Annotated in this window: 23 protein-coding genes; 4 read left to right on the top strand and 19 right to left on the bottom strand. The window is 49.8% G+C overall.

The features are described from left to right. Nucleotide 1: 1 nt before the first annotated feature. The 3 genes from BUA83_RS07405 to hydF all read right to left on the bottom strand — a co-directional run bounded on the left by BUA83_RS07405 (nucleotide 2) and on the right by hydF (nucleotide 4,151). Nucleotides 2–1,060 carry a hypothetical protein gene (locus BUA83_RS07405; RefSeq protein ID WP_072935603.1) on the bottom strand — a complete coding sequence of 353 codons (1,059 nt, stop codon included), beginning with the start codon at nucleotides 1,058–1,060 and terminating at the stop codon, nucleotides 2–4. A 99-nt stretch (nucleotides 1,061–1,159) separates the two neighbouring features. Continuing rightward, nucleotides 1,160–2,926, bottom strand: coding sequence for a phosphoethanolamine transferase (locus BUA83_RS07400; protein WP_072935602.1), 1,767 nt, complete (start codon nucleotides 2,924–2,926; stop codon nucleotides 1,160–1,162). 19 nt (nucleotides 2,927–2,945) lie between these two features. Then, nucleotides 2,946–4,151 (bottom strand): [FeFe] hydrogenase H-cluster maturation GTPase HydF, encoded by a 1,206-nt coding sequence (gene hydF / locus BUA83_RS07395; RefSeq protein ID WP_072935601.1) that lies wholly within the window; start codon nucleotides 4,149–4,151, stop codon nucleotides 2,946–2,948. Nucleotides 4,152–4,252: 101 nt separating this feature from the next. Here hydF and BUA83_RS07390 point away from each other — a divergent pair, with 101 nt between their 5' ends. Beyond that, nucleotides 4,253–4,813, top strand: a complete 561-nt coding sequence (locus BUA83_RS07390; protein ID WP_072935600.1) for a hypothetical protein — start codon at nucleotides 4,253–4,255, stop codon at nucleotides 4,811–4,813. A 28-nt stretch (nucleotides 4,814–4,841) separates the two neighbouring features. On the opposite strand, the gene BUA83_RS07385 is transcribed toward BUA83_RS07390, so the two are convergent. The 5 genes from BUA83_RS07385 to amrS all read right to left on the bottom strand — a co-directional run bounded on the left by BUA83_RS07385 (nucleotide 4,842) and on the right by amrS (nucleotide 10,897). Further along, nucleotides 4,842–5,753 carry a DMT family transporter gene (locus BUA83_RS07385; protein WP_072935599.1) on the bottom strand — a complete coding sequence of 304 codons (912 nt, stop codon included), beginning with the start codon at nucleotides 5,751–5,753 and terminating at the stop codon, nucleotides 4,842–4,844. Nucleotides 5,754–5,826: 73 nt separating this feature from the next. Then, nucleotides 5,827–6,327: an acetolactate synthase small subunit gene (gene ilvN, locus BUA83_RS07380; RefSeq protein WP_072935598.1), complete on the bottom strand. Its 501-nt coding sequence runs from the start codon at nucleotides 6,325–6,327 to the stop codon at nucleotides 5,827–5,829. Beyond that, a complete protein-coding gene (gene ilvB, locus BUA83_RS07375) occupies nucleotides 6,324–8,021 on the bottom strand; it encodes a biosynthetic-type acetolactate synthase large subunit (protein ID WP_072935597.1) in 1,698 nt (565 codons plus the stop codon). Before ilvB ends, ilvN begins: the two co-directional genes overlap by 4 nt. Nucleotides 8,022–8,875: 854 nt before the next feature. After that, a complete protein-coding gene (locus BUA83_RS07370; protein ID WP_094756529.1) occupies nucleotides 8,876–9,979 on the bottom strand; it encodes an SLC13 family permease in 1,104 nt (367 codons plus the stop codon). Between the two features lie 84 nt (nucleotides 9,980–10,063). Continuing rightward, on the bottom strand, nucleotides 10,064–10,897 hold the full coding sequence (gene amrS, locus BUA83_RS07365; RefSeq protein ID WP_072935596.1) for an AmmeMemoRadiSam system radical SAM enzyme: 834 nt from the start codon (nucleotides 10,895–10,897) through the stop codon (nucleotides 10,064–10,066). 195 nt (nucleotides 10,898–11,092) lie between these two features. Between amrS and BUA83_RS07360 the strand changes: the two genes are divergently transcribed. Further along, entirely contained in the window at nucleotides 11,093–12,430 is a 1,338-nt protein-coding gene (locus BUA83_RS07360) for a ShlB/FhaC/HecB family hemolysin secretion/activation protein (protein ID WP_072935595.1), read from the top strand. Between the two features lie 98 nt (nucleotides 12,431–12,528). Here the strand turns inward: BUA83_RS07360 and BUA83_RS07355 are convergent, their stop codons facing one another. Beyond that, the gene (locus BUA83_RS07355) at nucleotides 12,529–14,301 is read right to left on the bottom strand and encodes a putative bifunctional diguanylate cyclase/phosphodiesterase (protein ID WP_072935594.1); all 1,773 of its coding nucleotides are present in this window, start codon (nucleotides 14,299–14,301) and stop codon (nucleotides 12,529–12,531) included. Nucleotides 14,302–14,518: 217 nt separating this feature from the next. Between BUA83_RS07355 and cobT the strand changes: the two genes are divergently transcribed. Beyond that, nucleotides 14,519–16,426 (top strand): nicotinate-nucleotide--dimethylbenzimidazole phosphoribosyltransferase, encoded by a 1,908-nt coding sequence (gene cobT / locus BUA83_RS07350; protein ID WP_072935593.1) that lies wholly within the window; start codon nucleotides 14,519–14,521, stop codon nucleotides 16,424–16,426. 177 nt (nucleotides 16,427–16,603) lie between these two features. After that, on the top strand, nucleotides 16,604–17,185 hold the full coding sequence (locus tag BUA83_RS07345; RefSeq protein WP_072935592.1) for a hypothetical protein: 582 nt from the start codon (nucleotides 16,604–16,606) through the stop codon (nucleotides 17,183–17,185). A 99-nt stretch (nucleotides 17,186–17,284) separates the two neighbouring features. On the opposite strand, the gene BUA83_RS07340 is transcribed toward BUA83_RS07345, so the two are convergent. The 10 genes from BUA83_RS07340 to BUA83_RS07295 form a co-directional block, all read right to left on the bottom strand. Beyond that, on the bottom strand, nucleotides 17,285–17,971 hold the full coding sequence (locus BUA83_RS07340; protein ID WP_072935591.1) for a hypothetical protein: 687 nt from the start codon (nucleotides 17,969–17,971) through the stop codon (nucleotides 17,285–17,287). 248 nt (nucleotides 17,972–18,219) lie between these two features. After that, complete coding sequence (locus tag BUA83_RS07335) at nucleotides 18,220–18,642, bottom strand: F0F1 ATP synthase subunit epsilon (RefSeq protein ID WP_072935590.1); 423 nt, start codon at nucleotides 18,640–18,642, stop codon at nucleotides 18,220–18,222. 3 nt (nucleotides 18,643–18,645) lie between these two features. Further along, nucleotides 18,646–20,058 carry a F0F1 ATP synthase subunit beta gene (gene atpD, locus BUA83_RS07330; RefSeq protein ID WP_072935589.1) on the bottom strand — a complete coding sequence of 471 codons (1,413 nt, stop codon included), beginning with the start codon at nucleotides 20,056–20,058 and terminating at the stop codon, nucleotides 18,646–18,648. A gap of 12 nt (nucleotides 20,059–20,070) precedes the next feature. Continuing rightward, nucleotides 20,071–20,997, bottom strand: a complete 927-nt coding sequence (atpG, locus tag BUA83_RS07325; protein ID WP_072935588.1) for an ATP synthase F1 subunit gamma — start codon at nucleotides 20,995–20,997, stop codon at nucleotides 20,071–20,073. Between the two features lie 15 nt (nucleotides 20,998–21,012). After that, the gene (gene atpA, locus BUA83_RS07320) at nucleotides 21,013–22,530 is read right to left on the bottom strand and encodes a F0F1 ATP synthase subunit alpha (RefSeq protein ID WP_072935587.1); all 1,518 of its coding nucleotides are present in this window, start codon (nucleotides 22,528–22,530) and stop codon (nucleotides 21,013–21,015) included. Between the two features lie 27 nt (nucleotides 22,531–22,557). Then, on the bottom strand, nucleotides 22,558–23,100 hold the full coding sequence (gene atpH / locus BUA83_RS07315) for an ATP synthase F1 subunit delta (RefSeq protein WP_072935586.1): 543 nt from the start codon (nucleotides 23,098–23,100) through the stop codon (nucleotides 22,558–22,560). Further along, entirely contained in the window at nucleotides 23,094–23,597 is a 504-nt protein-coding gene (gene atpF / locus BUA83_RS07310) for a F0F1 ATP synthase subunit B (RefSeq protein ID WP_072935585.1), read from the bottom strand. The genes atpH and atpF overlap by 7 nt, the downstream gene beginning before the upstream one ends. Nucleotides 23,598–23,664: 67 nt before the next feature. After that, complete coding sequence (atpE, locus tag BUA83_RS07305) at nucleotides 23,665–23,910, bottom strand: ATP synthase F0 subunit C (protein ID WP_072935584.1); 246 nt, start codon at nucleotides 23,908–23,910, stop codon at nucleotides 23,665–23,667. A 99-nt stretch (nucleotides 23,911–24,009) separates the two neighbouring features. Next, the gene (gene atpB, locus BUA83_RS07300; protein ID WP_072935583.1) at nucleotides 24,010–24,687 is read right to left on the bottom strand and encodes a F0F1 ATP synthase subunit A; all 678 of its coding nucleotides are present in this window, start codon (nucleotides 24,685–24,687) and stop codon (nucleotides 24,010–24,012) included. Between the two features lie 27 nt (nucleotides 24,688–24,714). Then, the gene (locus BUA83_RS07295) at nucleotides 24,715–25,104 is read right to left on the bottom strand and encodes an ATP synthase subunit I (protein WP_072935582.1); all 390 of its coding nucleotides are present in this window, start codon (nucleotides 25,102–25,104) and stop codon (nucleotides 24,715–24,717) included. Between the last annotated feature and the right edge of the window lie 37 nt (nucleotides 25,105–25,141).

Here is a 25,141-nt window from a genome sequence, read left to right as displayed (position 1 = left end):
ATTAAGCGCGCGGAACAGCTGCAGCCCCCGGTACCGTTGATGTTTCGGCCTTATGGGGTGCCGGGTTTGCGGCAGTTCCCTCTGAATTTTTATTTGCAGGTGTAGACGCTGTTCCTGTAGAAGTGCCGCGTCCTGCAGACGGAAGGTCCGTACGGTATCTGTTCAGCCAGTACTGGTAGCCCTTTGAATAGGCACGGAGCCTCTTGAGTCCGTTCGCCTCGGCACTGTTCTGCGCGATGGGATAATAGAGACCGTCCAACTCGGCTGTGATGTCCTGCCAGCCCTTGGCCTGCGTCCATTCCTCGCCCTTGATGACGCGCTGTGTTCCCTGCACGACATTTACAGCCTTTTTCATGAACTTGACCTCAACGAAATTACCTGCTTTATCCTTGGTCTCCATCCATTCCCAGTATATTACGTTGTCGGCACGCTGACGCATTGTGGTCGTATCCGCCTTTGCCAATGATGACGAACCTCCCGGTGATGATGACTCCCAAAGAGTAATCCATCTGTTGTCAGCGTCCTGTGCTTTCTGCTTTTCGCCGTGATGAAAAACACCGTCAACAATGGCAATGTAATAATCCTCATCATAGGCCCGACTGTTGATTTCCTTTACTGTACGCGGGTCATAGACCTTTGACCATATTACATTGCCGGTGGAATCGTAAAAATTCTCCTGCACATATTCAATCGTACGAAGCTGAGGATTTACTTCAACCAGTGCAAGACTGTATGAAAGCACCGATGCATTGGGGATACTTGCCTCAATTTCGTAGTTCTCTATGGTCTCCTGCGCCCCTTCAGGGGAAAATGTGTTTTTAATCCACGCAGATATTCTCGTAGGAACTCCATTGACGCGGCTCATGACCTGAATGTTTGACGGGGCGTAATATTTTCCGTATTTCCCGTCTTCGCTTATGAGCACCCAGCTGTCTTTGGCAGCCGCAGCCTCAACCACCTGCTCCGCAGTAGCATAAAAGGGCATATCCAAGGGAACGGCATGCATGCTGAAAAGGCAGCAGCCAAGTACACATCCTAAAAACAGCGGTTTCCGTTTCATGAACATCCTCCTCCGTACAGTACAGCAATAGCATTCTTATTATAACATATATCCAAGTTGTTCCCCAAAGAATTTCCTTCCGTCTCTGCTGCACTAAAATCAGTGCTTCAAAAACGGATCCTCCGCAACCTTTACCTCGTTGGCGAAGGTCCACAAATCATCCAGCGTAAATTTGTAGCCGGCACCTGACAAATCCTCTGCTCCGTCATAGAAATTTGATTCCGCATTCAGAATACCGCTGACGGTGTTGTACATCATGTCATTTGTAAAAAAGGTATCCCTTCGTGACACGAGTCTTTTTATTCTTTCAGGGTTGCGCTTTCTGTAATCCTCCCCGAAATACATGAGCATTGCTATGCGCACCTTATCAAAGGAAAGGTCGCTGGGGCCATGTCCGGTCTTCAGGTTTTCACCGTGATCCGGGTAGTAGAGCATGACCTGAAGGTTCAGATTATCTTTTCCGTATTCGTAAACTTTTTTCAGGAAATCATCAACATACCTGAGCGAGTTTGAATATTCCGCTTCTACCGTGTGCTCCTTGAATACCTCCCGGTCTTCAGGATACCTGCTTTTATAGGCGGCGTGACTTCCATTTCCGTGAAGCACAATGAAATTATTCGTATTCGGGTCAACCACTTCCTTCATGTAGTCAAGCATACTTTCATCGTAGGGCGCTGCCTGTGCTTTCACAACATCGGCACGCGAAGCGACAAGCGCAAAGCTTGAGGCACTGTTTATTCCCCCAAGATTTGTAATCCAGTAGGTCTTATATCCTTTTTTCTTCGCAATATCCAATATATTCATTGACTCCAAAAATGCCTTGTTGTTGTAGTAGCTTCTTTCCGTAAGGGCATTTTCCAGAACCTGCTGAGTCAGGCTGTAGCAGGCATACGCATTATTAAAGACAATAAAGCTGCTGTCATTTTTGCACTGTGAAAGCCACGGGGTGTTGTCGTAGGGAACGTCATTATTATAAGCGCGCATATAGTCACGTCCTGATGACTCTCCTATTACCATTATTACGGTGTGTGGTGTACCGCCAACCTCAGCAGGATTTGTCAGCTTGATATTCTCATATCTGTCCGCAATAGTCTTTGAGTAATTTTTTACCTCCAGGCTATATTCAACGGCCTTTGCAAAATAGCCCGTACAGTCGGTTCTTTGCAGAAGGTCTGCCGGGTAATACAGGGCACCAAGTGCCGCAAGTAAAATTATGCACTTGCGCCCTGCCGTCATCGGCTCGACTGTATCTTTAAACGCAAATCTTCCCGCGTATTGAATAAGATACATCGTCAAGGCGAGTACTGCTGCCATAACGAGCATGTTTACCGGTCCCACATATGTAATAAACCATTCGTATGTTTCCCTGTAGCTCGTGTTGTAAACAGCCCGCATCTCCTCAAAAACAACCGGTCTTCCATAAATCATCTGGTGCACATAGGTGACTACAGGAGGAATACACAGCAGCCATTCAAAAAGACTGACAAGGAAAAGTGCCGCACGGCTTTCCTTCGCCGCACAAAAACAGTGAAGCCCGATAAGAGCAGCAGCGCCATATGTGCCGATAAAAATCTCGTTTTCGTACAAATCAGAGTGCCCGCTGCTGAACACGAAGCACTTTACAAAAGCAAACAAATACCACCAGCCCATAAAAAGCAGCGGTGCTGTCCAACGGCGCGAAAAAAACGGTCTTTTCACAAGGCACTGCATGACATACACCACAATGGCACACACGGCGCTTTTTCTCAAAAACAGTTCGATTCCAACTTCCGAAATCTCGCTCTTTGTTGTCCAAAAAACAAGGTTCATCAGTGCCAGAGCGAGAAGACTGTGAAGCAAATATTCTTTCTTAATAATACGAGACATGAACAAGATACTCCTGTATTTATTTCCCCGGCAGCTCGATGCGGTCGAGGATTCCTGCGAAGCGGGCAAGGATTATGCCGTAGTTTGTCATTGGTACTCCCTGTTTCTTCGCCTGTGCCACGCGTGAAAGCACATAGCGGCGGTTAAACATGCAGGCGCCACAGTGAATAACAAGGTCATATGTTGTGAGGTCATCAGGGAAATCCGCGCCTGCCACAACATCTACTGTGATTCCATCTCCAAGAAGCTGCCTTAGCTTTGCAGGTATTTTTATGCGTCCGATATCACCGTCAATGGTATTGTGCGTGCAGGCTTCAGCGATAAGAATGCGGGCATTTTTCGGCAGATTTTCCAGATTTTCCACGGATTTCGCAAAATAGGGAATATCCCCTTTATAATGTGCCATGAGCACAGAAAAGGACGTAAGACGGCTTCCCTTTGGTTTCTTCGCGTAAACTACAGGAAAAACCTGTGAATCGGTGATGATGAGCGAAGGAGGCTCCCTGAGTGCTTCAAGGGCTGCATCCAGTTTTTCTGTCGTCACGGAGATTACAACGCAGGAACGGTCAAGAAGGTCGCGTATTGTCTGCACCTGAGGAAGAATGAGTCTCCCCTTAGGCGCCTGTATATCCTGCGGCATCACAAGGAGAACGGTATCCCCCGGTTCCACAAGATCTCCTGTCAGGGAAACGGCCTCATAGTCCTCCGGCAGCTTTTCGAGAATCATTTTGCGTATAGCCTCGATGCCTTCTCCGTTTTCAGCACTCACGCGTAACGGAAACTCTCCGACGACAGCCTTTATTTTCTTTGCAAGAGCTCTGCCGCCGTCCTCTTTTGTATCGCATTGGCTGAGGAGCAGAATCACAGGAGTTTTCGCCTCAGAAAAGCGCTTTTTCCATTCTGCGGCCTTCTCAATTTCAGCTTCATCGCTGATAAGAATGAGGGCTATATCCGTCCTGCGTGCCGCTTCTTTCGTTTTTTCCACGCGCTGCGTGCCAAGCTCTCCCTCGTCATCATAGCCTGCAGTATCAATGAATACTACAGGACCGACTCCGAATAGCTCCATTGCTTTATATACGGGATCTGTCGTAGTCCCTGCAACGTCCGAAACAAGAGCTGTCTTTTGCCCCGTCAGCGCGTTTATGAGAGATGATTTTCCACTGTTTCGCGCGCCGTACAGGCCTATGTGAAGGCGCTCCGCCCGCGGCGTATCCTGAAGTGACACTTGACAATCCCCTTTCTTTTTACGAAAATATTATGGATATTATTTCTTAATTTAATGGAAAACAGTATTATTATACCATAGCTTTACTAAAGGAGTTTTTTATGGATTATACAAATTTCGAGGTCGGTCAGACCTTTCCTCTGCCGATTCGCGCGCAGGGGGACGGAGGTCTCTTTCAGGTTGACTCAAACGGAACAATGTTCGTGCTGCAGCTGAGCCGCACCGACATAATCGCTATTGAAGCCTTCCGTACCGGGCACATGCAGTTCGCGCTCTACGAAGAGGACGGTCTTCTCTTTTTCCTCTATCAGATTGACGGCATTTTCAAGGAGGGCTGGGGTGATGCCCCCTTCGCTCTGCACACGCTGAAAAAAGAGCAGCTGCCGACGATGGAAAAGCTCAACGACCCCACGCTCCATCTCTATCTTGTGGATTCGCGTCTGAACGTGCTTCTTGCGCTGCGCTCCGTTCCTATACAGGAGGATTTCTGGCAGACACTCCGACGTCACACCGAAAGCCAGCTCACTGAGCCGCTGGAACCGTCAGAGCATATGAAGCGCATCGGAAGCATCTATATGCGCATGAGTCCTGCGGAAATGCGCGAAAAAGCTTCAGCAGTCCTCGATGTTCCAATGGACATCACCATACCGAAAAAACACTGAGTCTGAGCCGCCAAAGCGCGGCTCTTTTTTACTGTCCGATTTCAATTCTCTGCGGCTTCTGCGCCAGAAGCACCGCCGCAAACACCAGCACACAGCCGAATATCTCGCGAGGCGTCAGCACCTCACCAAGCACCGCCCAGCCTGTAAGCACCGCAAAAACCGATTCAAGACTCATCAGGAGCGTCGCTACCGATGCATCATCCATGTATTTCTGTCCCAGGTTCTGCAAGGTAAAAGCAACGCCGCTGGACAAAACACCTGCATAGGCAATTGACGGAAAGGCTTCCATAACCGAAGAAAGCTGCGGCACCTCAAAAATCAGCGCAATAACCGATGCTCCTGCCGCCTGAGCACCAAACTGCACCCAGGACATTTTTATCGCGTCCGCATTATGCATTAGGAAGTGGTCAATAACATATATGTGTACGGAATAAAACAATGTACTGGCAAGGATAAATATATCCCCTGTTTCAGCAGTAAAGTCCTCTTTTATGCACAAAAAATAAAATCCCGCCGCGGCTATGATAACGCAGAGCCACACCAGACTTCTTATTTTCCTGCCCAAAAGAATCCCCATAAGCGGCACAATGATTATATAAAGTGATGTTATGAACCCCGCTTTTCCTGCGCCGGTCCACAAAAGCCCAATCTGCTGCAGTCCCTCCGCAATAGTCAGCGCTATTCCGCACCAGATGCCCCCGAAAACAGTCCAGCGGTCGGGAAGAATCCGCAGCAAAAACGGCGCATGCTTTCTTCGCCTCGACTGCGCGCTGAAAAAATATATTACAGGAATAAGCACCTCCAGTGCCATCAGCGCCCTTACAGCGCTGAAGGTAAAGGGGCCCACAACACCGACGCCAAGACTCTGCGCGACAAAAGCGCTTCCCCATATTGCGGCGGTAATGAGCAGCATTATGCTGCCCTTCATGTTATTTGACATAGCTCCTCTTTTCCATTGCGATATGAACACTAAAAAGGCCCGCAGCGCTGCGGACCTTCTGCTTAATATAGTATCACATATGTTTAGCCGGAATCGGGCCACGGGAGAGGGCAATCGTCCCTGTGCGTGCGATTTCGATAATTTCGTAATCAGACAGCACCTCGCAGATTGCGTCGATTTTCTTCGAATTACCCGTCAGCTGTATGACGACATTCGAGCGACTGATATCAACGATTTTCGCTCTGAAGGTGTTTACGATATTTACAATATCCGCACGTGTATCTGCGGTTGCCCGCACCTTAATAAGAACAAGCTCCCGTGCAAGATGCTCCGTATCGCTGATATTGACGACCTTTATGACGTCTACGAGCTTTGCCAGCTGGTTTTTTACCTGCTCCAGCTCCTGGTCGCTGTCAACGGAAACCACGATGTTTATACGTGTTATATCCTCGTCCTCCGTATAGCCTGCGGAGATGCTTTCAATATTAAACGCACGGCGGCTGATAAGTCCGGAGACATGTGTCAGTACGCCCGGTTTGTTGTCTACAAGAACAGCCAAGCAGTATCTTTTCATTCTTCCGTTCCTCCCATCACCATCTGGTCCAGTCTTTTTCCTCCCGGAACCATCGGGAGAACGTCCTCAGCCTCCGGAACAAGCACATCCAGAAGCATCGGGCCTTTATGAGCAAGCAGCTTTTCAAGTGCTGGTGAAAGCTCCTCCGGCTTTTCAACACGGAGAGCCGCAACACCCATAGCCTCTGCAAGCTTCACGAAATCCGTATGTCCGTTAAGCCGTGATTCAGAAAGATGGCGGTTGTAAAAAAGACGCTGCCACTGGGCTACCATGCCCAGCACGTGGTTATGAAGGATTATGACCTTTACGTCTATATCATAATCCGCCGCTGTGGCAAATTCCTGACAGTTCATCATGATGCTGCCGTCCCCTGTGAAAAGGACGACCTGCTGCTCAGGCTTTCCAAGCTTTGCGCCCAGAGCCGCAGGAAGTCCGTAGCCCATAGTACCAAGCCCACCCGAGGTCAGGAACTGACGCGGTCTTCTTGAATTATAGAACTGCGCCGCCCACATCTGATGCTGCCCTACGTCGGTAACAACGATAGTATCGTCGTCTGCCAGACGGCTGACCTCCTCAATGACCTTCTCAGGCATGACCGCGCCTTCGACTGATTTATAAGCGAAGGGCTTTTCACGGTTCATCGCTATCGTGTGGGCTCTCCATTCCGCAAAGCGTCCGATAAAGTCGTTTTTCATTGCGTCAAGCTTTCTTCTGAGAAGCGGAAGCGACCAACGCAAATCTCCGAGAACAGGATAATCCACGCGGACATTTTTATTTATCTCTGCCGCATCCACATCGAAGTGGGCAACCCTTGCCTTTGGCGCAAATTCCTCAACAAGGCTTGTCACGCGGTCATCGAAGCGCACTCCCACTCCTATCAGCAGGTCGCACTCCTGTATGGCCATGTTCGCAGCATAGGAGCCGTGCATTCCGGCCATGCCGAAGGCCGCTTCATCTTCGGGATCCGCACAGCCCAAAGCCATAAGCGAGGAAACCACCGGCGCTCCCGTGCGTTTTATGACGGCACGCATTTCCTCTGTCATATTGGAAAGCGTTACGCCGCCGCCCAGAAAGAACAAAGGCCTCTCCGATTCCTCAAGCGCGGTAATAAATGATTCAATCTGCGCGGTGCTTCCGGTGAAATCTCCCGAATATCCTGGCAGATGTACCTCTGCCGGATACTTGTACTCAAATTCCGCCGCAAAAACATCCTTTGCAATATCAATGACGACAGGTCCCGGACGCCCCGTTGACGCGATGAAAAAGGCTTCCTTTATGACCTTCGGCAGATCCTCAACATTTTTCACCAGATAATTGTATTTCGTTATCGGCGTCACGATTCCGCTGACGTCTGCCTCCTGAAAGGAATCCTTTCCGATATAGGGATTGCCAACCTGTCCCGTGAAGCAAACCAGAGGAATCGAGTCCATATTTGCCGTCGCAATTCCCGTTACAAGATTCGTTGCTCCCGGGCCTGATGTGGCGAAAACTACGCCGACCTTACCCGTCGCGCGCGCATATCCGTCAGCCGCATGAACAGCCCCCTGCTCATGCTTTGTGAGAATATGCGGAAATTTCATTTTGTACAGTTCATCATATAAGGTTAATACAGCGCCGCCCGGATACCCAAAGACAACGTCAACGCCTTCTTTTTTCAGGCTTTCAAGCACAGCCTGCGCTCCATTGATTCGCAAAACGAATGCCCCCCAACAGCATAAGAAGCCCCTGCTTCTCTTAAAAGTATTTCTGTTTATTTTAGCAGTTTATTATACGCTTTACAATACTTGTACACTCAAAAAGAACATTTGAACGTTCTTTTTGGGTGGGTTATTACCGTGTTGTCTGACGTGGCTTTTTCAATCGTGCAGATTTGGCATTATGTCGCGTTGGGAGTGAATGAATTTTAAACGTTTCATTGTATGCGACGGGGCTTTGCCCCTTCGCTCTTCCCCACCGCAGGAACTGCGTTCCCGCCGGACACCCTCCTTTTTAACGCTTCGCTTTTTTGCTTTTCCCGCGGCGTGATTCTTCTCTCCCTCCGGCGCTACGCGCCACCTCCCTCAAGGAGGGAGGCTCTTATGCACGTCAGCCCGCGAATCTACTGTCGTGCCCGAGCCAATTAGCGACTAGCTAATGAATAGAGATGAATAATGTCAGGTATGTTTCTATGCAAAAAGCTGGCACTAATTGGCTTTAGTACTAGCGTTACGACGCGGGCAACGGAGTGTGTGGTTTGTCACGGGAGTATCGCCGCGGATTCCCCGAGCGACGTAAGGAGCGGTTAAGCAAGGGTCAAGGGAGCAAGGCTCCCTTGTGGGGAAAGCAGAAGGGGCAAAGCCCCGTCTGAGAGCGGTACGTTGCTTTATTCCAACCCCAGGGAAACATATTCTTAAGCATAAATTTCCTGACCTCTTTAAGATCCTCACACTTACGCTGCCCAACTATCAGTAAATCCCTTAAACCTTATATTCAGAAATTTTTCTTCGCTCATATTACCCAATTTCCCTCCATCTGCCCAACGAAATCACACCATGAAAACACACTAAATTCAAATCCATCCCAAAATCCATACGCCCAAAAGCAGCACAGCCAGCAGCAGGAGATTTGCAGCCGTGAAGAAAACAAGATATGCCTTCATGCGGTCGGGACGTGTATCAAGATACGCCTTGAAGGATATAACGCTGGCCATTGATGCTATGATGGTTCCCAGACCGCCTATATTGACACCGAGAAGCAGTTCATCCGCCGCCTCTGTATATGGCGCCAGCATTACCGTAGTCGGTACGTTGCTGACAATCTGGCTCAATAAAAGCGACGCATAAAACTCATGTCCCGAAAGAAGCCGTGCCGGCGCGTCCGCAAGAGCAGGCACTCGCACCAGGCAGCCGACTCCAAGAAAAAGGAATGTAAAGAGCAGCAATAGTTTAAAATCCACCGCCAGCAAAAGTCTGCGGTCAAGGAAAAACAACACCGCAGCTGCGGCTGCCAGTGACTCAACGGGAAGCACCCTGAGAACGTACAGGAGGCAGACAACAAAAAGTCCAAGAAGAATACAAATTCTTTTTTTCGGAAGCTCAGGCAGTTCCTCAGTATCAACCGTACATTCCTCATCCGCAATCCGAATAGTTGACATCCAAAGGATAATTCCGCTGGCAAGAACCACAGGTCCTGTTACACTCACAAATTCCATAAGAGACAGCCCGTAATGAGAGTAAATAAAAAGATTCTGAGGATTGCCTATGGGAGTGAGCATGCTCCCCATATTAGCCGCGATTGTCTCCCCTGTTACAACGGGTACCATAAGCTCCGTAAGCTTAGCTTTTGTGAGCGTAAGTATGGCAAGGGGAACAAAAATTATCAGCGCCACATCATTTGTAATAAGCATGGAGCTGAAAAAACAGCAGAAAATAAAAAGTCTGGCCAGCATACGGCTGGACGGCCCCCGCTCCATGAGACGCACAAAGCCGTAGGTAAATACCCCGCTTTCACGAAGCCCTGCAACTATTGCCATCAGGCAAAAGAGCAGCAGAAGCAGCGGCAAATTCACGCTTTTTATCATTGCCTCCGCAGAAAACGGCGCCGCGAAAGCCGCTCCCAGAGCGAAAAGCATTGAAAAAGCGAGGTCGGGATTTTTCTTCAGATAAGATAACAACGTACAAACCTTCCTCAAATCAAAATTTCATAAAATATCCTACAGTAGCGCAAAAGCTTTTGCAATACGCACCACTCCGTGCAGTCAGCAGTTCCCCGGGTAAACGTATTTAAGATATTCTCCTGCTGTGCCCGCCAGCTCCATTATTTTTCCGACAGGTGTTTCCGGAATTTCGCTTCTCCAGCGTGGGAAATACCTGCTTATGTGAAGCGGTATCTCAGTTGAAAGCGATGCAAGCCACGATGCTTCCTCTTTCATGTCCTCCACGCTGTCATTCTTCCCCGGAATTATGAGTGTTGTCACCTCTAAATGTATTTTCCCTGCGGCAAGCTCAATATTTCTTTTTACCGTGGCAAGGTTTCCTCCGCACCAGTCATAAAACTCCTGCCTCCAGCCCTTGAGGTCTATATTTGCTGCATCGATATAAGGAAGCAGCGCTCTCCAATATTCCTCCGAAATCATTCCGTTGCTCACCAGCACAGAAAAAAGCCCCAGATTTTTCAAAAGTTTTGACGTATCAAGCACAAACTCATAGCCGATAAGCGGTTCGTTGTAGGTGAACGCTACGCCCAAATTTCCCGGTGGTTTATCCGCCATCTCCCTTGCCGTTTCCGCCAGCGCCTCAGCAGTTACGGGCTGATGAGGAAGCTCCATTCCCGACTGGGAAATTTCGAAATTCTGGCAGAAGGGACAGTGAAGATTACAGCCAAAGCTCCCCACAGAAAGGATGAAGCTTCCCGGATGAAAGTGTTTCAGCGGCTTCTTTTCAATCGGGTCAAGTGCCGCAGAGGTAATGCACCCGTAATTAATAGGAACGATTTTCCCGCCGCTTCTTTTCCTGCCTCGGCAGGCTCCCGTCTGCCCTTCCGAAAGGCTGCAGGCGTTCGGGCACAGTCCGCATACTATTTTATCATCCATCTGTTTCCCTCCTTCTGATTTTCAGTACAATTCATTTGAAATCCCATTTATTACGAACATATATAAATTAACTTCTATTAAAGCATATTTAGATTCATGCAGGACTTTATATAATTTTGTCGAATAAGAATAGCATCAGCAGTTTTATTCGGGCCCGCTCCCGAATATCGTACATGCACAGGGGGGCATATCCTCATGAAAACAAAAGCAAAATATTACATGAAAAAAATCCCCGCGGCTCTGGCCGCCTTTATGCTTCTTAGCGGGGTATCAGATACCGCCCTCGCGGCAGGGCCGCCTACTCCTGAATATATCATGGATCTTACCATTGCCGGTACAGGCGCAGGAGACCGCTCAGGAATACAGCTGTTCCGCACACGCTACATGCTGGAATTTGCACGTCTTCGCGAACAGATTGGAAAAGACCGCGCCATGCGCCGCATGCAGCAAAAACCCGAGGGTACAAAACCACCTTCCGCTTCCGTGAACAGCGGCACACCCTCCGGCTCAATGCCGCCAAACAGGCCAAAGCCTCCAAAAAGCGAAACATTTACCCTGCATGTTGACAACGCCGGCTTCAGCGATTCCACAGGTATGATGCGTGAAGGAGTCATCTACACGAACCGCAGTCTCTCAGGAAACAAAGACCGCCTTACCATGGAATGGTTCCGCGCCCAGGGCTTTGACACCGGCGCGCTCGAATACTGCCTGCCCCTTGATAAAAAAGGTTCCTCCGCAGATTTCGTTTTCATTTCTTCTGCGAACAACCTTGTCTACGGAGCCATGCGCGCAAGAGATGTCAACGGTCATTCCAAAGCGGCTGTCGTAACCCTAAGAACACCGGTCATGAGCACCCGTGATTTGCGCACGGAGGCAGGTCTGCAGTATTTCTACGGCCGAATGAGTACTGATATGGGTAAGGTTTTCCCTGCCATGGGCCTCTTCAGAAAAACAGTGCTTGATACCCAGTATCACCGCTGGTCTCCTTATATAGCAGTAACACATTACACAGACAGCACGGTGCTCTACCACAAGCACAGCCTTGTCCTCGGGAACGAAAGCACTCTTTCCTTCGGGCATCGGCATTACATCAAATATGAACTGAATGCCTTTTACGAAAAGGATTACGAGCACGGGCAAAAGCTTAAAGCCCGCTTTGACGGGCAGCTTACAAACCGCCGCCAGATGTCATCAATGGAGCGTTTCTATCTCGGTGGAATGAACAGCGTCCGCGGCTACAAGGAAAGCATGCTCCACGGTGATGAAGGCTTTGCCGCGAGCGTAGAATACTCGGTTCCCGTCGAAAAATCCCGCCATCTGTCTGCCTTTACATTTGTAGACGGTGGACGCATATACGGCACCGCCATGGGAAACAGCGACAATTCCACAATGCTCAGTACCGGTGTCGGACTCACGTATTCAAACAAAGGCCTTATCGCTTCAGTATCTCTCGGAGTACCTCTGAAACGTGACATCGTAGACGAAAAGGTTCCTCCCACAAGACTGAACTTCATGATGCACTGGGTCTTCTAAAGAGACTATACCGCATTTTACACACTAAGAAAAGCACGCTTCCGTTTCAATTTCGGATGCGTGCTTTTTCGTATTTCTGTATGAATTTCAGTGATAGGTTATTCCTTCCTGTTTTCCAACCGTTCCTCGAACAAATCATGCGGGAGCGGTTTATCGAAAAGATGCCCCTGAGCCATCCCGCAGCCGTTCGCAACCAAAAACTCTGCCTGATTTTCTGTTTCAACACCCTCGGCAATAACATCCATACCAAGGTCGTTTATAAGCGAAATGACATTTTTCAGTACGATATGATCCGAAGGCCTTGGCTGCTCAATCGTCTTTACAAATGAGCAGTCCAGCTTGATGCCGTTCACTCGGAGATTCTTCAATATATTCAGCGAGGAATAGCCGGTGCCGAAATCATCTATGGACACGGCAATACCATTTTTTGTCAGCTCTCCGACGAAATCCTTCATGCGCGAAAAATCCTCCATGCCGGAAGGCTCTGTCAGCTCTATCTCCACAAGCCCTGCAGGAATATCATACTTCTCCATTATGCGCAGGATATGGCTTGCGCAGTCATGGTCCATAAGATGCTGCCGTGAGAAATTAGCAGAAATCTTCACAGGCTCAAGCCCCCGGCTGCGCCAGTCCGCCTGGTCGCGGCATATACGCTCGAACACGTAAAAATCCAAGGTATGAATACTGCCGTCCCTCTCAAGAACAGGAACGAACTGCTCCGGCGGAACAACGATACCGTTACGCTGCCAGCGCACCAGTGCCTCGGCACCACACAGGCTCCTGTCCTCAAGCTTTACCTTAGGCTGGTAATATACAACAAATTCTTCATTTTTGAGAGCACCGGGGAATACGACACTGAGCTCTTTTCTGCCGACCTCGCGCTTTCTCATCTCCGGACGGAATCTCACGTGCAGCGGCTTATCAGGCTCACGCGACTGCACCATTGCAGTATTCGCGCAGTCCATGATGTCTATGACCTGGTCATTCGCCCCGATTTTATAAATTCCCATGCGTACCTCAAGACGAATGGAGAGTGTATTGCCCCCGTCGTCAAATTCCAGCATGAAATTATTCAGACGCTTCTCTATATCATCAATATGCTCATCCCTGGCGAGAAGAAAGAAATTATCTCCTCCAAGACGGGCGATGATTTCCTCGTCCCTTTCAAGCATACGCTGCATAGCCATTGAAAAATAACGCAGAATAATATTCCCGTTCTGCATCCCAACGCGCTGATTGATATATTTAAAGTTCTTGAAATTCAAAAACACGGAGGTGTAGCCGTCCTGCTCATGCATCGCGACGACACGTCCTATAAAGCTTTTGAGTCCGACGGCATTCGGTATCCCCGTTATCGCATCTGTCACACGGGTGAGCTCAAGAAGCCCCATAATCTGCATGCGTCCGATGACGTGAAACACCATCTGCATCAAAAACTGCGCGTAGCTGCGCTCGGTATCTGTAAAGGTATGGTCTACATCAGCATAGACCATGACCTCCATATCCACTCCCACCTCAGAGGACAAAGAGCTGGTTATGCAATCGCTTCCGACCTGCCCTATATCGTTCTCGTAGAGCACAACCCTTTCCACTGTTGGCGGCTGCTGCAGTATCCGCTGCATCATCTGACAGGGAATAAGACGCTGCGGTGGCGCCCCCTCCGGCGGACCTCCCTGAGGTTTTCCCACCAAAAAAGCTCCCGGCGACGGCATTGCCACCGTGAGAATCATGCGTCCGATATTCGTACCCTTGAGTACTGTAGGAAGCTCCTTTCGAAATACGTTCGTAGCTTCTCCGATAGTATCAAATTTCTTTGATACACGCTTCATAAAATTTAAAAGCACATCACTGCAGTATGTGTTTTCTTTCATAGCACATTCCTTTTCATTTATACAAACACTATCAATCGATATAGTACAATTATACTATCTAACATTCCTCAAGTGCAAATATTTTTTCGTGAATATTTGCCTGAGATATTTTCTTTTTAAAGTCGGTCGTCACACCCGCCGCTTCTTTATATACTTTCCTTTTCGCAGTATAATAATATATTGGTACCCTGATTTTTAACCATACAGGAGGAAATCCATGTCATTACTTGAAGATACAATAGCAAAAATACAGCCCCCAAGCGCCGAAGCGGTGGAGCACATACGTTCAAAGCTTGACTGCACCATAGGTGACGAGACAGGGCTCGGCGGTCTCAAGGAGCTGCTCCTGAAATATGCGGGAATCACTCTTTCAGACCATCCCGAGCCTCCAAAAAAGACAACAATAATATGCTGTGCCGACCACGGAGTAGCGGAAATGAAGGTCAGCGCATATCCACCGTCAACCACCGTGCAGATGACAGAAAACTATCTTATCTCACGGGGTGCTGTTGCAAACGCCCTGTCAAATTTCGCAGGCTCCGAGCTTCTTGTTGCTGACCTCGGCATAGCGGCTCCTACCGACCAGCTTCCAGGGCTTATTCATAAAAAAATTGCCCTTGGAACCAAAAACTGCGCTGCAGGCCCTGCCATGACACGGGAACAGGCCATACAGTCAATAGAGACAGGTATAGAGCTTGCCACTGAATGCGCGGAAAAAGGAACCTGCTGCTTTCTCCCGGGGGAAATGGGAATCGCCAACACCACCTCATCCGCATGTGTTGCCGCAGCCTTCTGCGGGCTGACTCCTGAAGAAGCAACAGGCCGCGGAACCAATATCTCCGACGAAAGGCTGAAGCTTAAAATCGAGGTAGTCAGAAAGGCTCTTGAGATAAACAAACCGAACCCCGATGACGGTCTTGATGTTCTGATGAAGGTAGGCGGCTTTGAAATAGGCTGTATCACAGGGATCATCCTTGGTGCCGCCGCGCATCACACCTTTGTCGTCATCGACGGCTTTAACACGGGCGCAGCCGCGCTCATTGCCCAGAGTTTAGCACCGCTGACACCACATTATCTCATGGGCTCACATCTCGCCGCAGAGCCTGCCCACAAGGCAATGCTCAAAAAGCTGGGAATCAGCCCCTATATGGACATGCGGTTCCGCCTTGGGGAGGCCACCGGTTCATCTATCGCCGTCAACCTTCTTGATGCTGCCGTCATGGCCTACAAATCCCTCTCGGACAGTGATGATACCCCGGAATTTTATCACGAAACAATGCCGCCGAAGTCGCTTCCAATCACGGACAAAACCTTTGACTTCTACCTCAATACCTTTCCGACGCTTTCAAAGCCTGCAATGGAAGCATGCAAACTCCGTATAGACAACCTTGCAAAGCCGATTTACAGCCTTGGTTTCCTTGAGGAAATCGCCGTAGAACTGGCAGGTATTGTTGACGATGAACGCCCGGGCCTGGACACCGGACGTTCTCTTCTCTGTTTTGCCACCGGAGAGCTCAGTGAGGCGCAGAACAAGCTGACCTCGTCCTTCGCGCGTCACGCCTGTGCAAGTGTCACTATTGCACACCTCAGGAAAGACCGTCCTCTCACCGAGGCCTTTGACTTCGGCCGTGAAATCGGAGAGGCCCTTTCCTTTTCGGACCCGATTCTTGGGGTTGCGCTTACCGAATCAGCTCCCGATGATGCCGTTGGTACAAAGGCCGCAAAGCTTCGAAAATCCCTTTTAAATGAGGACGGCAGCCTTCGCTACGAAGCCTCGGAATTTCTCCAAAAGACTCCGAAGGAGCTGCAGACAGAGGTATCTGCCCTTCTCGGTGCCATAATAGCAGGTGCCCACAACAATGCCCTCATAGTGCTTGACGACGAATCCACGGAAATAATCGCCCGCTACGCGGAGGTGCTGTGCCCGGCAGTGAAGCCATACATTCTTCATACCCAGCCTGCGCTCCTGCAGCTTGGCATGACAATCACAGGCGGCTGTACAGCCTGCCTCGGCATAAAGATAGTTGATGCTGCCCTTCACATGCTGAACGACATGAAGACCTTCGCAGAGGCGCGTGTTTCCGTCGCAAACGACGGTCCGGGCGCAGGACGTCAGATAGAATAACCCATACTCTCCCCCCGTCAGCCTTCCTCTCCGAGGAAGGTGGCACGCGCAGCGTGACGGAAGGAGAGTTTTTTTCCACAATTTTTCCATGAAACTTTATTAAACTTTACAAAGCATAATCGGAGTTTTGTAAAGCTAATCTTCGCAAGGCTTCAATCCTCTGGAAGGAGAATTTTTATGAAACGTAAACCCTGCAGAACAATTGCCGCCGGCCTTCTTATGTCCATGGCCGCAGCTTTCCCTTTTATCTCCGCCGCACACGCGGCTTCCTATGGCACTCAGCTTTCCTACAGCCCATCAGAAGCCTCAGCATCGGGATTTGATAATGAAATCACAAAGACAACATCTTCTGCGGCTCCATCGGCGCTGCCAAGAAGCACCTCATCCGATAATCAGGATTCGGAGGTCTTCGTCCTCGGCGGCAAGGATGCTGTCATGTATACCAATACCGATTTCAGAGCGGACATTTTTATCGACAACCAGAGCACGCTGAAGCTGAAGCTTGAAAACGGTGCTCACATGACCGGCGCGGTCAACACCGATAACACAGCGAAAAGCGTCACGCTTACGCTTGCAAAAGATGCTCAGTGGATTCTCACTGATGATTCCCATATCATGAGCTTCAGTGATGAAGACCTGGCCTTCAGGAACATCCAGAGCAACGGTCATAACATCTATTATCAGAAAAACGCCAGCACAATCCTCGGCGGCATGACATATGACCTCCCGGGCGGCGGCAAGCTGATGCCGGAGTACTGAACCGCTGAAATACACGTTAAGACACACGAAGAGCCACGCAGCTGCGTGGCTCTTTTAATTGCCTGTATATATCGGACCGCCCGCGTCCTTATTTCCGAGTTACTCCTCTTCCTCAGCAGCCTGGATACCGCTGTTGGCTTCCGCAATCTTCTTGTAAAGCTCATCGAAGCGGCGCGTAATCTCGTCATGTGTCTGCTTTGTGATATCCGGCATTTCCTTGGCACCCGTTGCGTCCTTGAACTCTACGCCTGCCTGACGGAAGCCTTCCTCAATAGCATCCTGCATTTGTTTGAGTTTTTCGGGATCTTCACCTGCAAATGCCTGTGCAAGTCCCATAATACGGTCTGCAACCTTTTCAACAGAGTACTCTCCGCCCGGTGCGATTGCCGCCGCAGCCTCTTCCGGCGTTGTGCCTACAGGAGGCAGTGCAAATCTTGAAGTGTCAATAAGCACACCGTCAAAATTAAGCTTGCCGTCGCCCTGGCTGAGCCAAGCCTGAAGCTTTGTGTTCTGCGCTGTAAGAGTCTTAATCATCAAATCATAACTCTTCTGGATTCCATCCTGAAGCATTTCGACCTGATCAGGAGTAAGTCCCTTTACAGCATCTCCATGAGTTTTTCCTGCCTGTGCCGCTTTTCCTTCTTCGGAAAGATTAACGTCATAAGCATGTTTTTCAGCAGCCGCGTCCTTTACATTTTCAGCATCCTTAGGTTTCTCCGAACCCTTTACATTCTTCGCGTAACCGCTGATTCCGCCCTGTACTTTTGCAATAGTCGATACATCCATGTAACATTCCTCCTTTTGAAAGCAGCCGAAAAGAACTGCTCCCCTCCGAAAACTCTGATAATAAATCATCGCTTTCAAAACCCGGCCGAATCGGGCGCTCCGGCCATTTCTTCACAAGATAGAGACCGTATCCATACAATCCTCCTATCCTAATTTCATTGTGACATAATGTAATCGATTTTGCAATGATTTTATTTAGGCACAATTCGCACAAAAAAAGAGACCCCATAAGGAGTCTCTTTTGATTTTTATCGTTTTCCGGAAACAGCCTTGAGACGTGCAGCAGCACGTTCAAGAGCAAGATGGGCACGGTTCATGTCGATATCCTGATGCTTCGACGGTGCACTGTTGAATTCTTCGATACGCTTTTTAGCGCGGTCGTAAGCCTTCTGTGCACGAATCGGATCAATCTGGATCGCTGTCTCTGCAGCAGACGCGAGTACCGTAATCTTATCCGGCTGAACCTCCATGAAGCCGCCAGCGACAGCAATCAGCTCTTCATGATCCTCAAGCTTCACCCGCATAGCACACGGGAGCAGTCCTGCAATCATCGGAGCGTGGTGCGGCAAAATGCCGAGCTCGCCGTCGATAGAACGGACAATGAGCATAGAGATATCCGCCTGATAAACCATTGCGTCAGGGGAAACGACCTCCAGCTTGATTGTCGGCATAGATTATGCCTCCTTCGCGAGCTTCTCAGCCTTTGCTACAGCCTCGTCAATCGTGCCGACCATGTAGAACGCATTCTCCGGCAGATCGTCATGCTTGCCTTCCAGAATTTCCTTGAAGCCGCGAACCGTTTCCTTAAGAGGAACGTATTTACCAGGCTGGCCTGTGAACTGTTCAGCAACTGCGAACGGCTGGGACAGGAAACGCTGAATCTTACGAGCGCGGGCAACCGTCAGCTTATCGGCATCGGAAAGTTCTTCCATACCGAGGATAGCGATGATATCCTGCAGCTCTTTGTATTTCTGGAGCACAGCCTGCACGCCGCGCGCAACTTCGTAATGCTCTTCGCCGATGATGTTCGGGTCGAGGATACGGGATGTGGAATCCAGCGGGTCAACAGCCGGGTACAGACCGAGCTCAGCGATCTGACGCGAAAGAACCGTTGTAGCATCCAAGTGCGTGAATGTGCCTGCCGGCGCCGGGTCCGTCAAGTCATCGGCAGGAACGTAAACAGCCTGAACCGATGTGATGGAGCCTTTTTTCGTAGAAGTGATACGCTCCTGCAGAGCACCGATATCCGTCGTCAGTGTCGGCTGATAACCAACGGCAGACGGCATACGGCCGAGCAGAGCGGAAACCTCGGAACCTGCCTGAATGAAACGGAAGATGTTATCAATGAAGAGAAGCACGTCCTGGCCCTCGACATCACGGAAATATTCCGCCATCGTAAGACCTGTAAGACCAACGCGCATACGTGCTCCAGGCGGCTCGTTCATCTGGCCGTAGACCAGAGCCGTCTTGCTGATAACGCCAGATTCCGTCATCTCAGTCCAAAGGTCGTTACCTTCACGTGTACGCTCACCGACACCTGCGAATACGGAGTAGCCGCCGTGCTCGGTTGCGATGTTGTGAATAAGTTCCTGAATAAGGACTGTTTTGCCGACGCCTGCGCCGCCGAACAGACCCGTTTTACCACCACGGGAGTACGGAGCAATCAGGTCGACGACCTTAATGCCTGTCTCAAGGATAGTTGCCGTAGCATCCTGCTCCTCGAACTTAGGCGCTTTACGGTGGATCGGCCAAGATTCTTTGTTGCCGACCGGAGCCGGGTTCTTATCGACCGTCTGTCCAAGAACGTTAAATACGCGTCCAAGGCACTCCGGACCGACCGGAACCTTAATCGGTGAGCCGGTATCAACTGCTTCCATCCCACGAACCAAACCATCGGTAGAGCTCATAGCGATGCAGCGGGTAACGCTGTCGCCCAGGTGCTGCATGACCTCGACAACGAGGTCGATATCCAGATCACCGGCTTTTCCTTTGATTGTGATAGCGTTGAGGATTTCCGGCAGTTCTCCCAGCGGAAATTCAATATCAACGACAGGTCCAATGACCTGTACTACCTTTCCATTAGCCAATGGTAGACCTCCTTACTTCAAGGCTTCAGCACCGCCCACGATTTCCGAAATCTCGCGGGTAATGTTCGCCTGACGTACTTTGTTATACTGCAAGTCGAGCTTCTTATTCAGCTCTTCAGCGTTGTCGGTAGCATTGCTCATAGCCGTCATACGCGATGAGAGCTCACTGGCTGCGGCCTGCAGCTGCGCCGCGTAAATCATTGTAACAAGATACTGCGGCAGCAGGTATCCGAGAACCTCTTCGGCATTCGGCTCGAAGATATACTTGTCGTCATCCATATAGTCGTCGTCCGACTTGGAATCCAACAGACTCTCCTCACCGAAGTTCTCCTCTTCGCTGTTCTCTTCTGCCTTTGTATTATCGCCTACAAGTCCCTCGAACGGGAGAAGCTGGAATGTTTCCGGAACAGAGCTGATTGCCGAAACAAAACGTGTATAAACGATATGTACGACGCTGTACTCTCCGGATTCATAACGCTCCGTGATGTCCTTCGCGATTGCTTTCGCATCATCAAACGTCGGACGTTCACTGATGCCCATATAAGACTTGACGATGTTGTAGTTACGGTTTCTGAAGTGTTCCTCCGTCTTGCGTCCGATTGTGATTAAATCTGCCGCAGACTTGTCGGGAATATGGGAAACCGCTTCTTTGAAAACATTGCTGGCGTAAGCGCCCGCAAGACCTTTATCCGATGCGACGATAAGGAAAAGCTCCTTGCCGCCCGGATGCGATTCGAGCAAAGGATGCTTGAAATCTCCAACATTAGCCGCTACGCTCTCGACCACTTCGGCCATCTTGTTCGCATACGGTTTATTGGCTATCGCAGCCATCTGCGCACGACGCAGACGTGCAGCGGCAACCATCTTCATTGCTTTGGTGATTTGCTGGATGCTTTTTACGCTTTTGATTCGCCGGCGTATGTCCTGTAAACTAGCCAATTAAATCACCTCGCGTCATGCCATCTTGTAAGTAACAGTTTCCTTGAACTCCTCAATGGCAGCTTTAAGCGATGCCTCGAGAGCATCGTCGAGCTTCTTCTGCTCCGCAATCTTGTTGCCGATTTCCGGATGATTCGATTTAACGAACTTGAGGAAGTCCTTCTGGAACGTAACAACCTTGTCGACAGGAATGTCGGAAAGGAAGCCGTGGACTGCCGTGTAAAGAATCATGACCTGATCCTGGACAACAAGCGGTGAATACTGTGACTGTTTCAGTGTCTCGACCATACGGGCACCGCGGTCGAGCTGATCTTTCGTAGCTTTGTCGAGGTCGGAGCCGAACTGAGCAAATGCCGCGAGTTCGCGGTACTGAGCCAAATCCAGACGGAGAGTACCTGCGACCTGCTTCATAGCCTTGATCTGAGCCGAGCCGCCGACACGGGATACCGACAGACCGACGTTGACGGCCGGACGGATACCGGAGTAGAACATTTCCGTTTCGAGCATGATCTGACCATCTGTGATGGAGATAACGTTCGTCGGAATGTAACCGCCGACATCGCCTGCGAGTGTCTCGATGATAGGCAGAGCCGTAATCGAACCTGCGCCGAGGTCGTCGGAAAGTTTTGCTGCACGCTCGAGAAGACGGGAGTGCAAATAGAAAACATCGCCCGGATATGCTTCACGTCCTGGCGGACGACGGAGCAGCAGGGACATTGCGCGGTATGCAGCCGCGTGCTTTGTAAGATCGTCGTATACGCAGAGGCAGTGGCCGCCTTTGTACATGAAGTACTCAGCGATGGAAACGCCGGAGTACGGAGCCAGGTACTGGAGCGGTGCGCTGTCGGATGCTGTAGCAGCAACGACAATCGTATATTTCATTGCATCGTGCTCTTCAAGAGTACGAACGACACGTGCAACCGTGGATGCCTTCTGGCCGATTGCAACGTATACGCAGATACAGTTCTGGTCATGCTGATTGATAATCGTATCAACTGCGATAGCAGTTTTACCTGTACCGCGGTCACCGATAATCAATTCGCGCTGTCCACGTCCGATAGGAACCAGGGCATCAATGGACTTGATACCTGTCTGCAGCGGCTCATGAACCGACTTTCTGTCTGCAATACCGGGAGCCTTGTTCTCGATAGGACGGTATTCCGTCGTAGCGATAGGTCCCTTGCCGTCGATAGGACGGCCCAGTGCGTCAACGACACGGCCGATCATTGCTTCGCCAACCGGCACCTGCATGATTCTGCCCGTACGTTTTACTGTTGCGCCTTCCATGATCTCAGTCTCACGACCAAGAACAACGGCGCCGACATTGTCCTGCTCAAGGTTGAGGACCATGCCGAATATATCGTTACCGAAGTCGAGCAGCTCGCCTGCCATAGCCTTCTGCAGGCCGTGGATGTGGGCAATGCCGTCGCCGATTTCGATAACAGTACCGACATCATCAACGCTCAAATCAACGTTATAATTTTTGATTTGGTCTTTGATGATGGCTGTTATCTCTTCCGGATTCATCTTCATAACTTAGCTGTCACCCCAATTTCACACTTAATCCGCTAAAAGCTCTGCCTGCAGAGCCTGCAATTTGCCTGTCAGGCTGCCGTCGATGCGTTTGTCGCCCATACGGACAACAACGCCGCCGATGATTTTCGGGTCCAGATGTGGACGCAGCTTGATTGTTTTTCCTGTGATTTCCGCAAGCTTGTTTGAAAGTCTATCTGTCTGAGAACCGTTAAGGTCACGTGCCGTGGTAACATCCGCGACAACAATGCCCTGTGCCTCGTTGGCAAAGTTTTCATATTCACTTACGATTTCATCAAGAAGCTCGGAACGTCCCTTTTCTACCAACAGACTGAAAAAATTCTGCACCATTGGTGAAAGGCCTTCCTCGGCGCCTGCTTTAGCGGCTACTTCTTTTTTTGCCTGCACGGGAATCATCGGGCTTGCCAGATATGTTTTCAGTTCCGGAAAGCTGTCGATGTCAGCACTGAGCTGTTTGAGCTCTTTGCCGTACTCGTCCAGCTTATTCTCCTCCTGCGCGAGCAGGAAAATGGCCCGGGAGTACTTGTTTGCAAGCTGTAAATTTAACATGACAAATCACCGATCTTATCTTTCGTGAGACCATCGATGAACTCCGCAACGAGCTGTTCGTCAGCGGCATCGTCCATTTTGCGGCCCATCAGCTTAGCAGCAGCGGCAAGAGACAAAGAAACCATCTGGCCCTTCATCTGTTTTGCAGCCTCGTCGCGCTCCATCTGGATCTGCGCCTTGGCTGTCTCTTTCATCTTTTCAACCTCAAGACGCGTGGACTCCTTCTGAGCCTTTGTGTCCTCGGCTGCACGCTGATTTGCAGCGTCCATGATTTCCTGAGCTTTGCTGCGTGCGTCTGCGAGCTTCGCTTCGTATTCCTTCTTCATCTCTGCGGCCTGAGCGCGGTCCTCATCTGCCATACGGATATTGTTTTCAATCTTTTCCGTACGGGCATGAAGCGTAGCGAGGAGCGGTCCCCAGGCAAACTTTTTGAGCACCAGAAGGAGGACGAGAAAGTTCAAAATCTGCACAAAAAATGTAGAGTTGATGTCTAACATCCCTATACCTCCTTACCTTATGAAAAGGCGACCGCCGTAAAGCTGCCGCCTTTCTGTTCACTCTGGCTTATTTTGCGAGGAGCGGGTTAGCGAAGATAAGGATAAGAACAACGACAGTTGCGATGATCGGCATGGACTCGATAAGACCGCAGGAAACGAGTGCGTTCGTGAAGAGTGCATCTTTAGCTTCCGGCTGACGTGTGATACCTTCCATAAGACGGCTGAGAACCTTGGAATCGCCGTAAACAGCCATAGCAGCTGCAACACACATAATAACCATAACTGCGATAAGAGACATAATAACTGGTGACATGGAAAAAATCCTCCCTTAAATAAATAAAAAATTTTTAAAATAATTGGCTGAATCTCGCGGTTTTAAAACCGCAGCCCGCCACGGCTTGCTAAAATCAAATCAGTCGTGATGCTTCTTGACAGACGGCGCAATGTACGTGATTGAAAGCATCGTAAAGATGTATGCCTGTACAACGCCGACGAAGATACTGAAAAGCACCCACGGTGTACTTGGCAGCCAGTTCACAACACCCGGCACAAGAGCCAGGATGATGATGATAAGAACCTCACCTGCCAGAATATTACCGAAAAGACGGAAGGCAAGTGATGCCGGCCGCGACAATTCTTCGATAACATTTACGATGATGAACGGCGCAAACGGCTCAACGAAATGCTTCAGATGGCCGATTCCCTGTTTCGCAATTCCAACGCCGTGATTGACGAAGAATGTCATCAGGATAGCCATACTCAGCGTCGTGTTCAAATCGTTTGTCGGAGATTCCATCCCCGGAGTCAGACCAAGCCAGTTGGCTATCATCAGATACAGGAACAATGTCATGAAAAGCGGGACAAGGAAAAGTCCTTCTTTGCCGATCATGTTCTTGACCTGGGTCTCCCAAAGCTCCGCAATCGCCTCAACTGCGTTCTGCCATCCCGTCGGAACCTCTTTAAGATTCCGCGTCGCCAGTACCGCGACCAGGATTACGATTGCCATCGTAAGCCATGTCATGAGAATGGTATGCTCGTTAAATGTATAGCCGCCAATCTCTATGACCTCGCGGACACCGATTTTGTCCATAAACCCCCCTCCTTTGCTTTTAAAATATCAATTCCCACCAGACTTCAGGAATCTGGATGCTATAAGACATCCAAACGCAAGAAACATGAACAGGAAGTAGCCCACGATAGTGACGAAGAAGGCTGATGATGAAATCTTTGCCATAATTGCCAGAATCGCTGCCAGCGACCCGAACCGAATAAACGGTCCACGCCTGAACTGCCGGACTGCCTTCTTCTCATCGAAAGCCGCCCCGCTCATGCGGTTCGTCATGGTCCAACAACATAAGGCTGCCGTAAAATACCCGACAAAAAGCGCGCCTATAAGTTCCCCTCTTCCCTGAAAAAGCAGAACAAAGAAAAATATGAGCGTGCAGACTGCCAGGAGGTGGATCATCCATATGCCGCCCCGGCCATAAACTGATAAGAATTTTTTCATATTCCTCCCCGGCCCTAAGCCTCAGATGAATACTGAA

The organism is Schwartzia succinivorans DSM 10502 (genome assembly GCF_900129225.1).
Taxonomy (GTDB): domain Bacteria; phylum Bacillota; class Negativicutes; order Selenomonadales; family Selenomonadaceae; genus Schwartzia; species Schwartzia succinivorans.
This window is presented reverse-complemented; position numbering and strand designations above follow the sequence as displayed.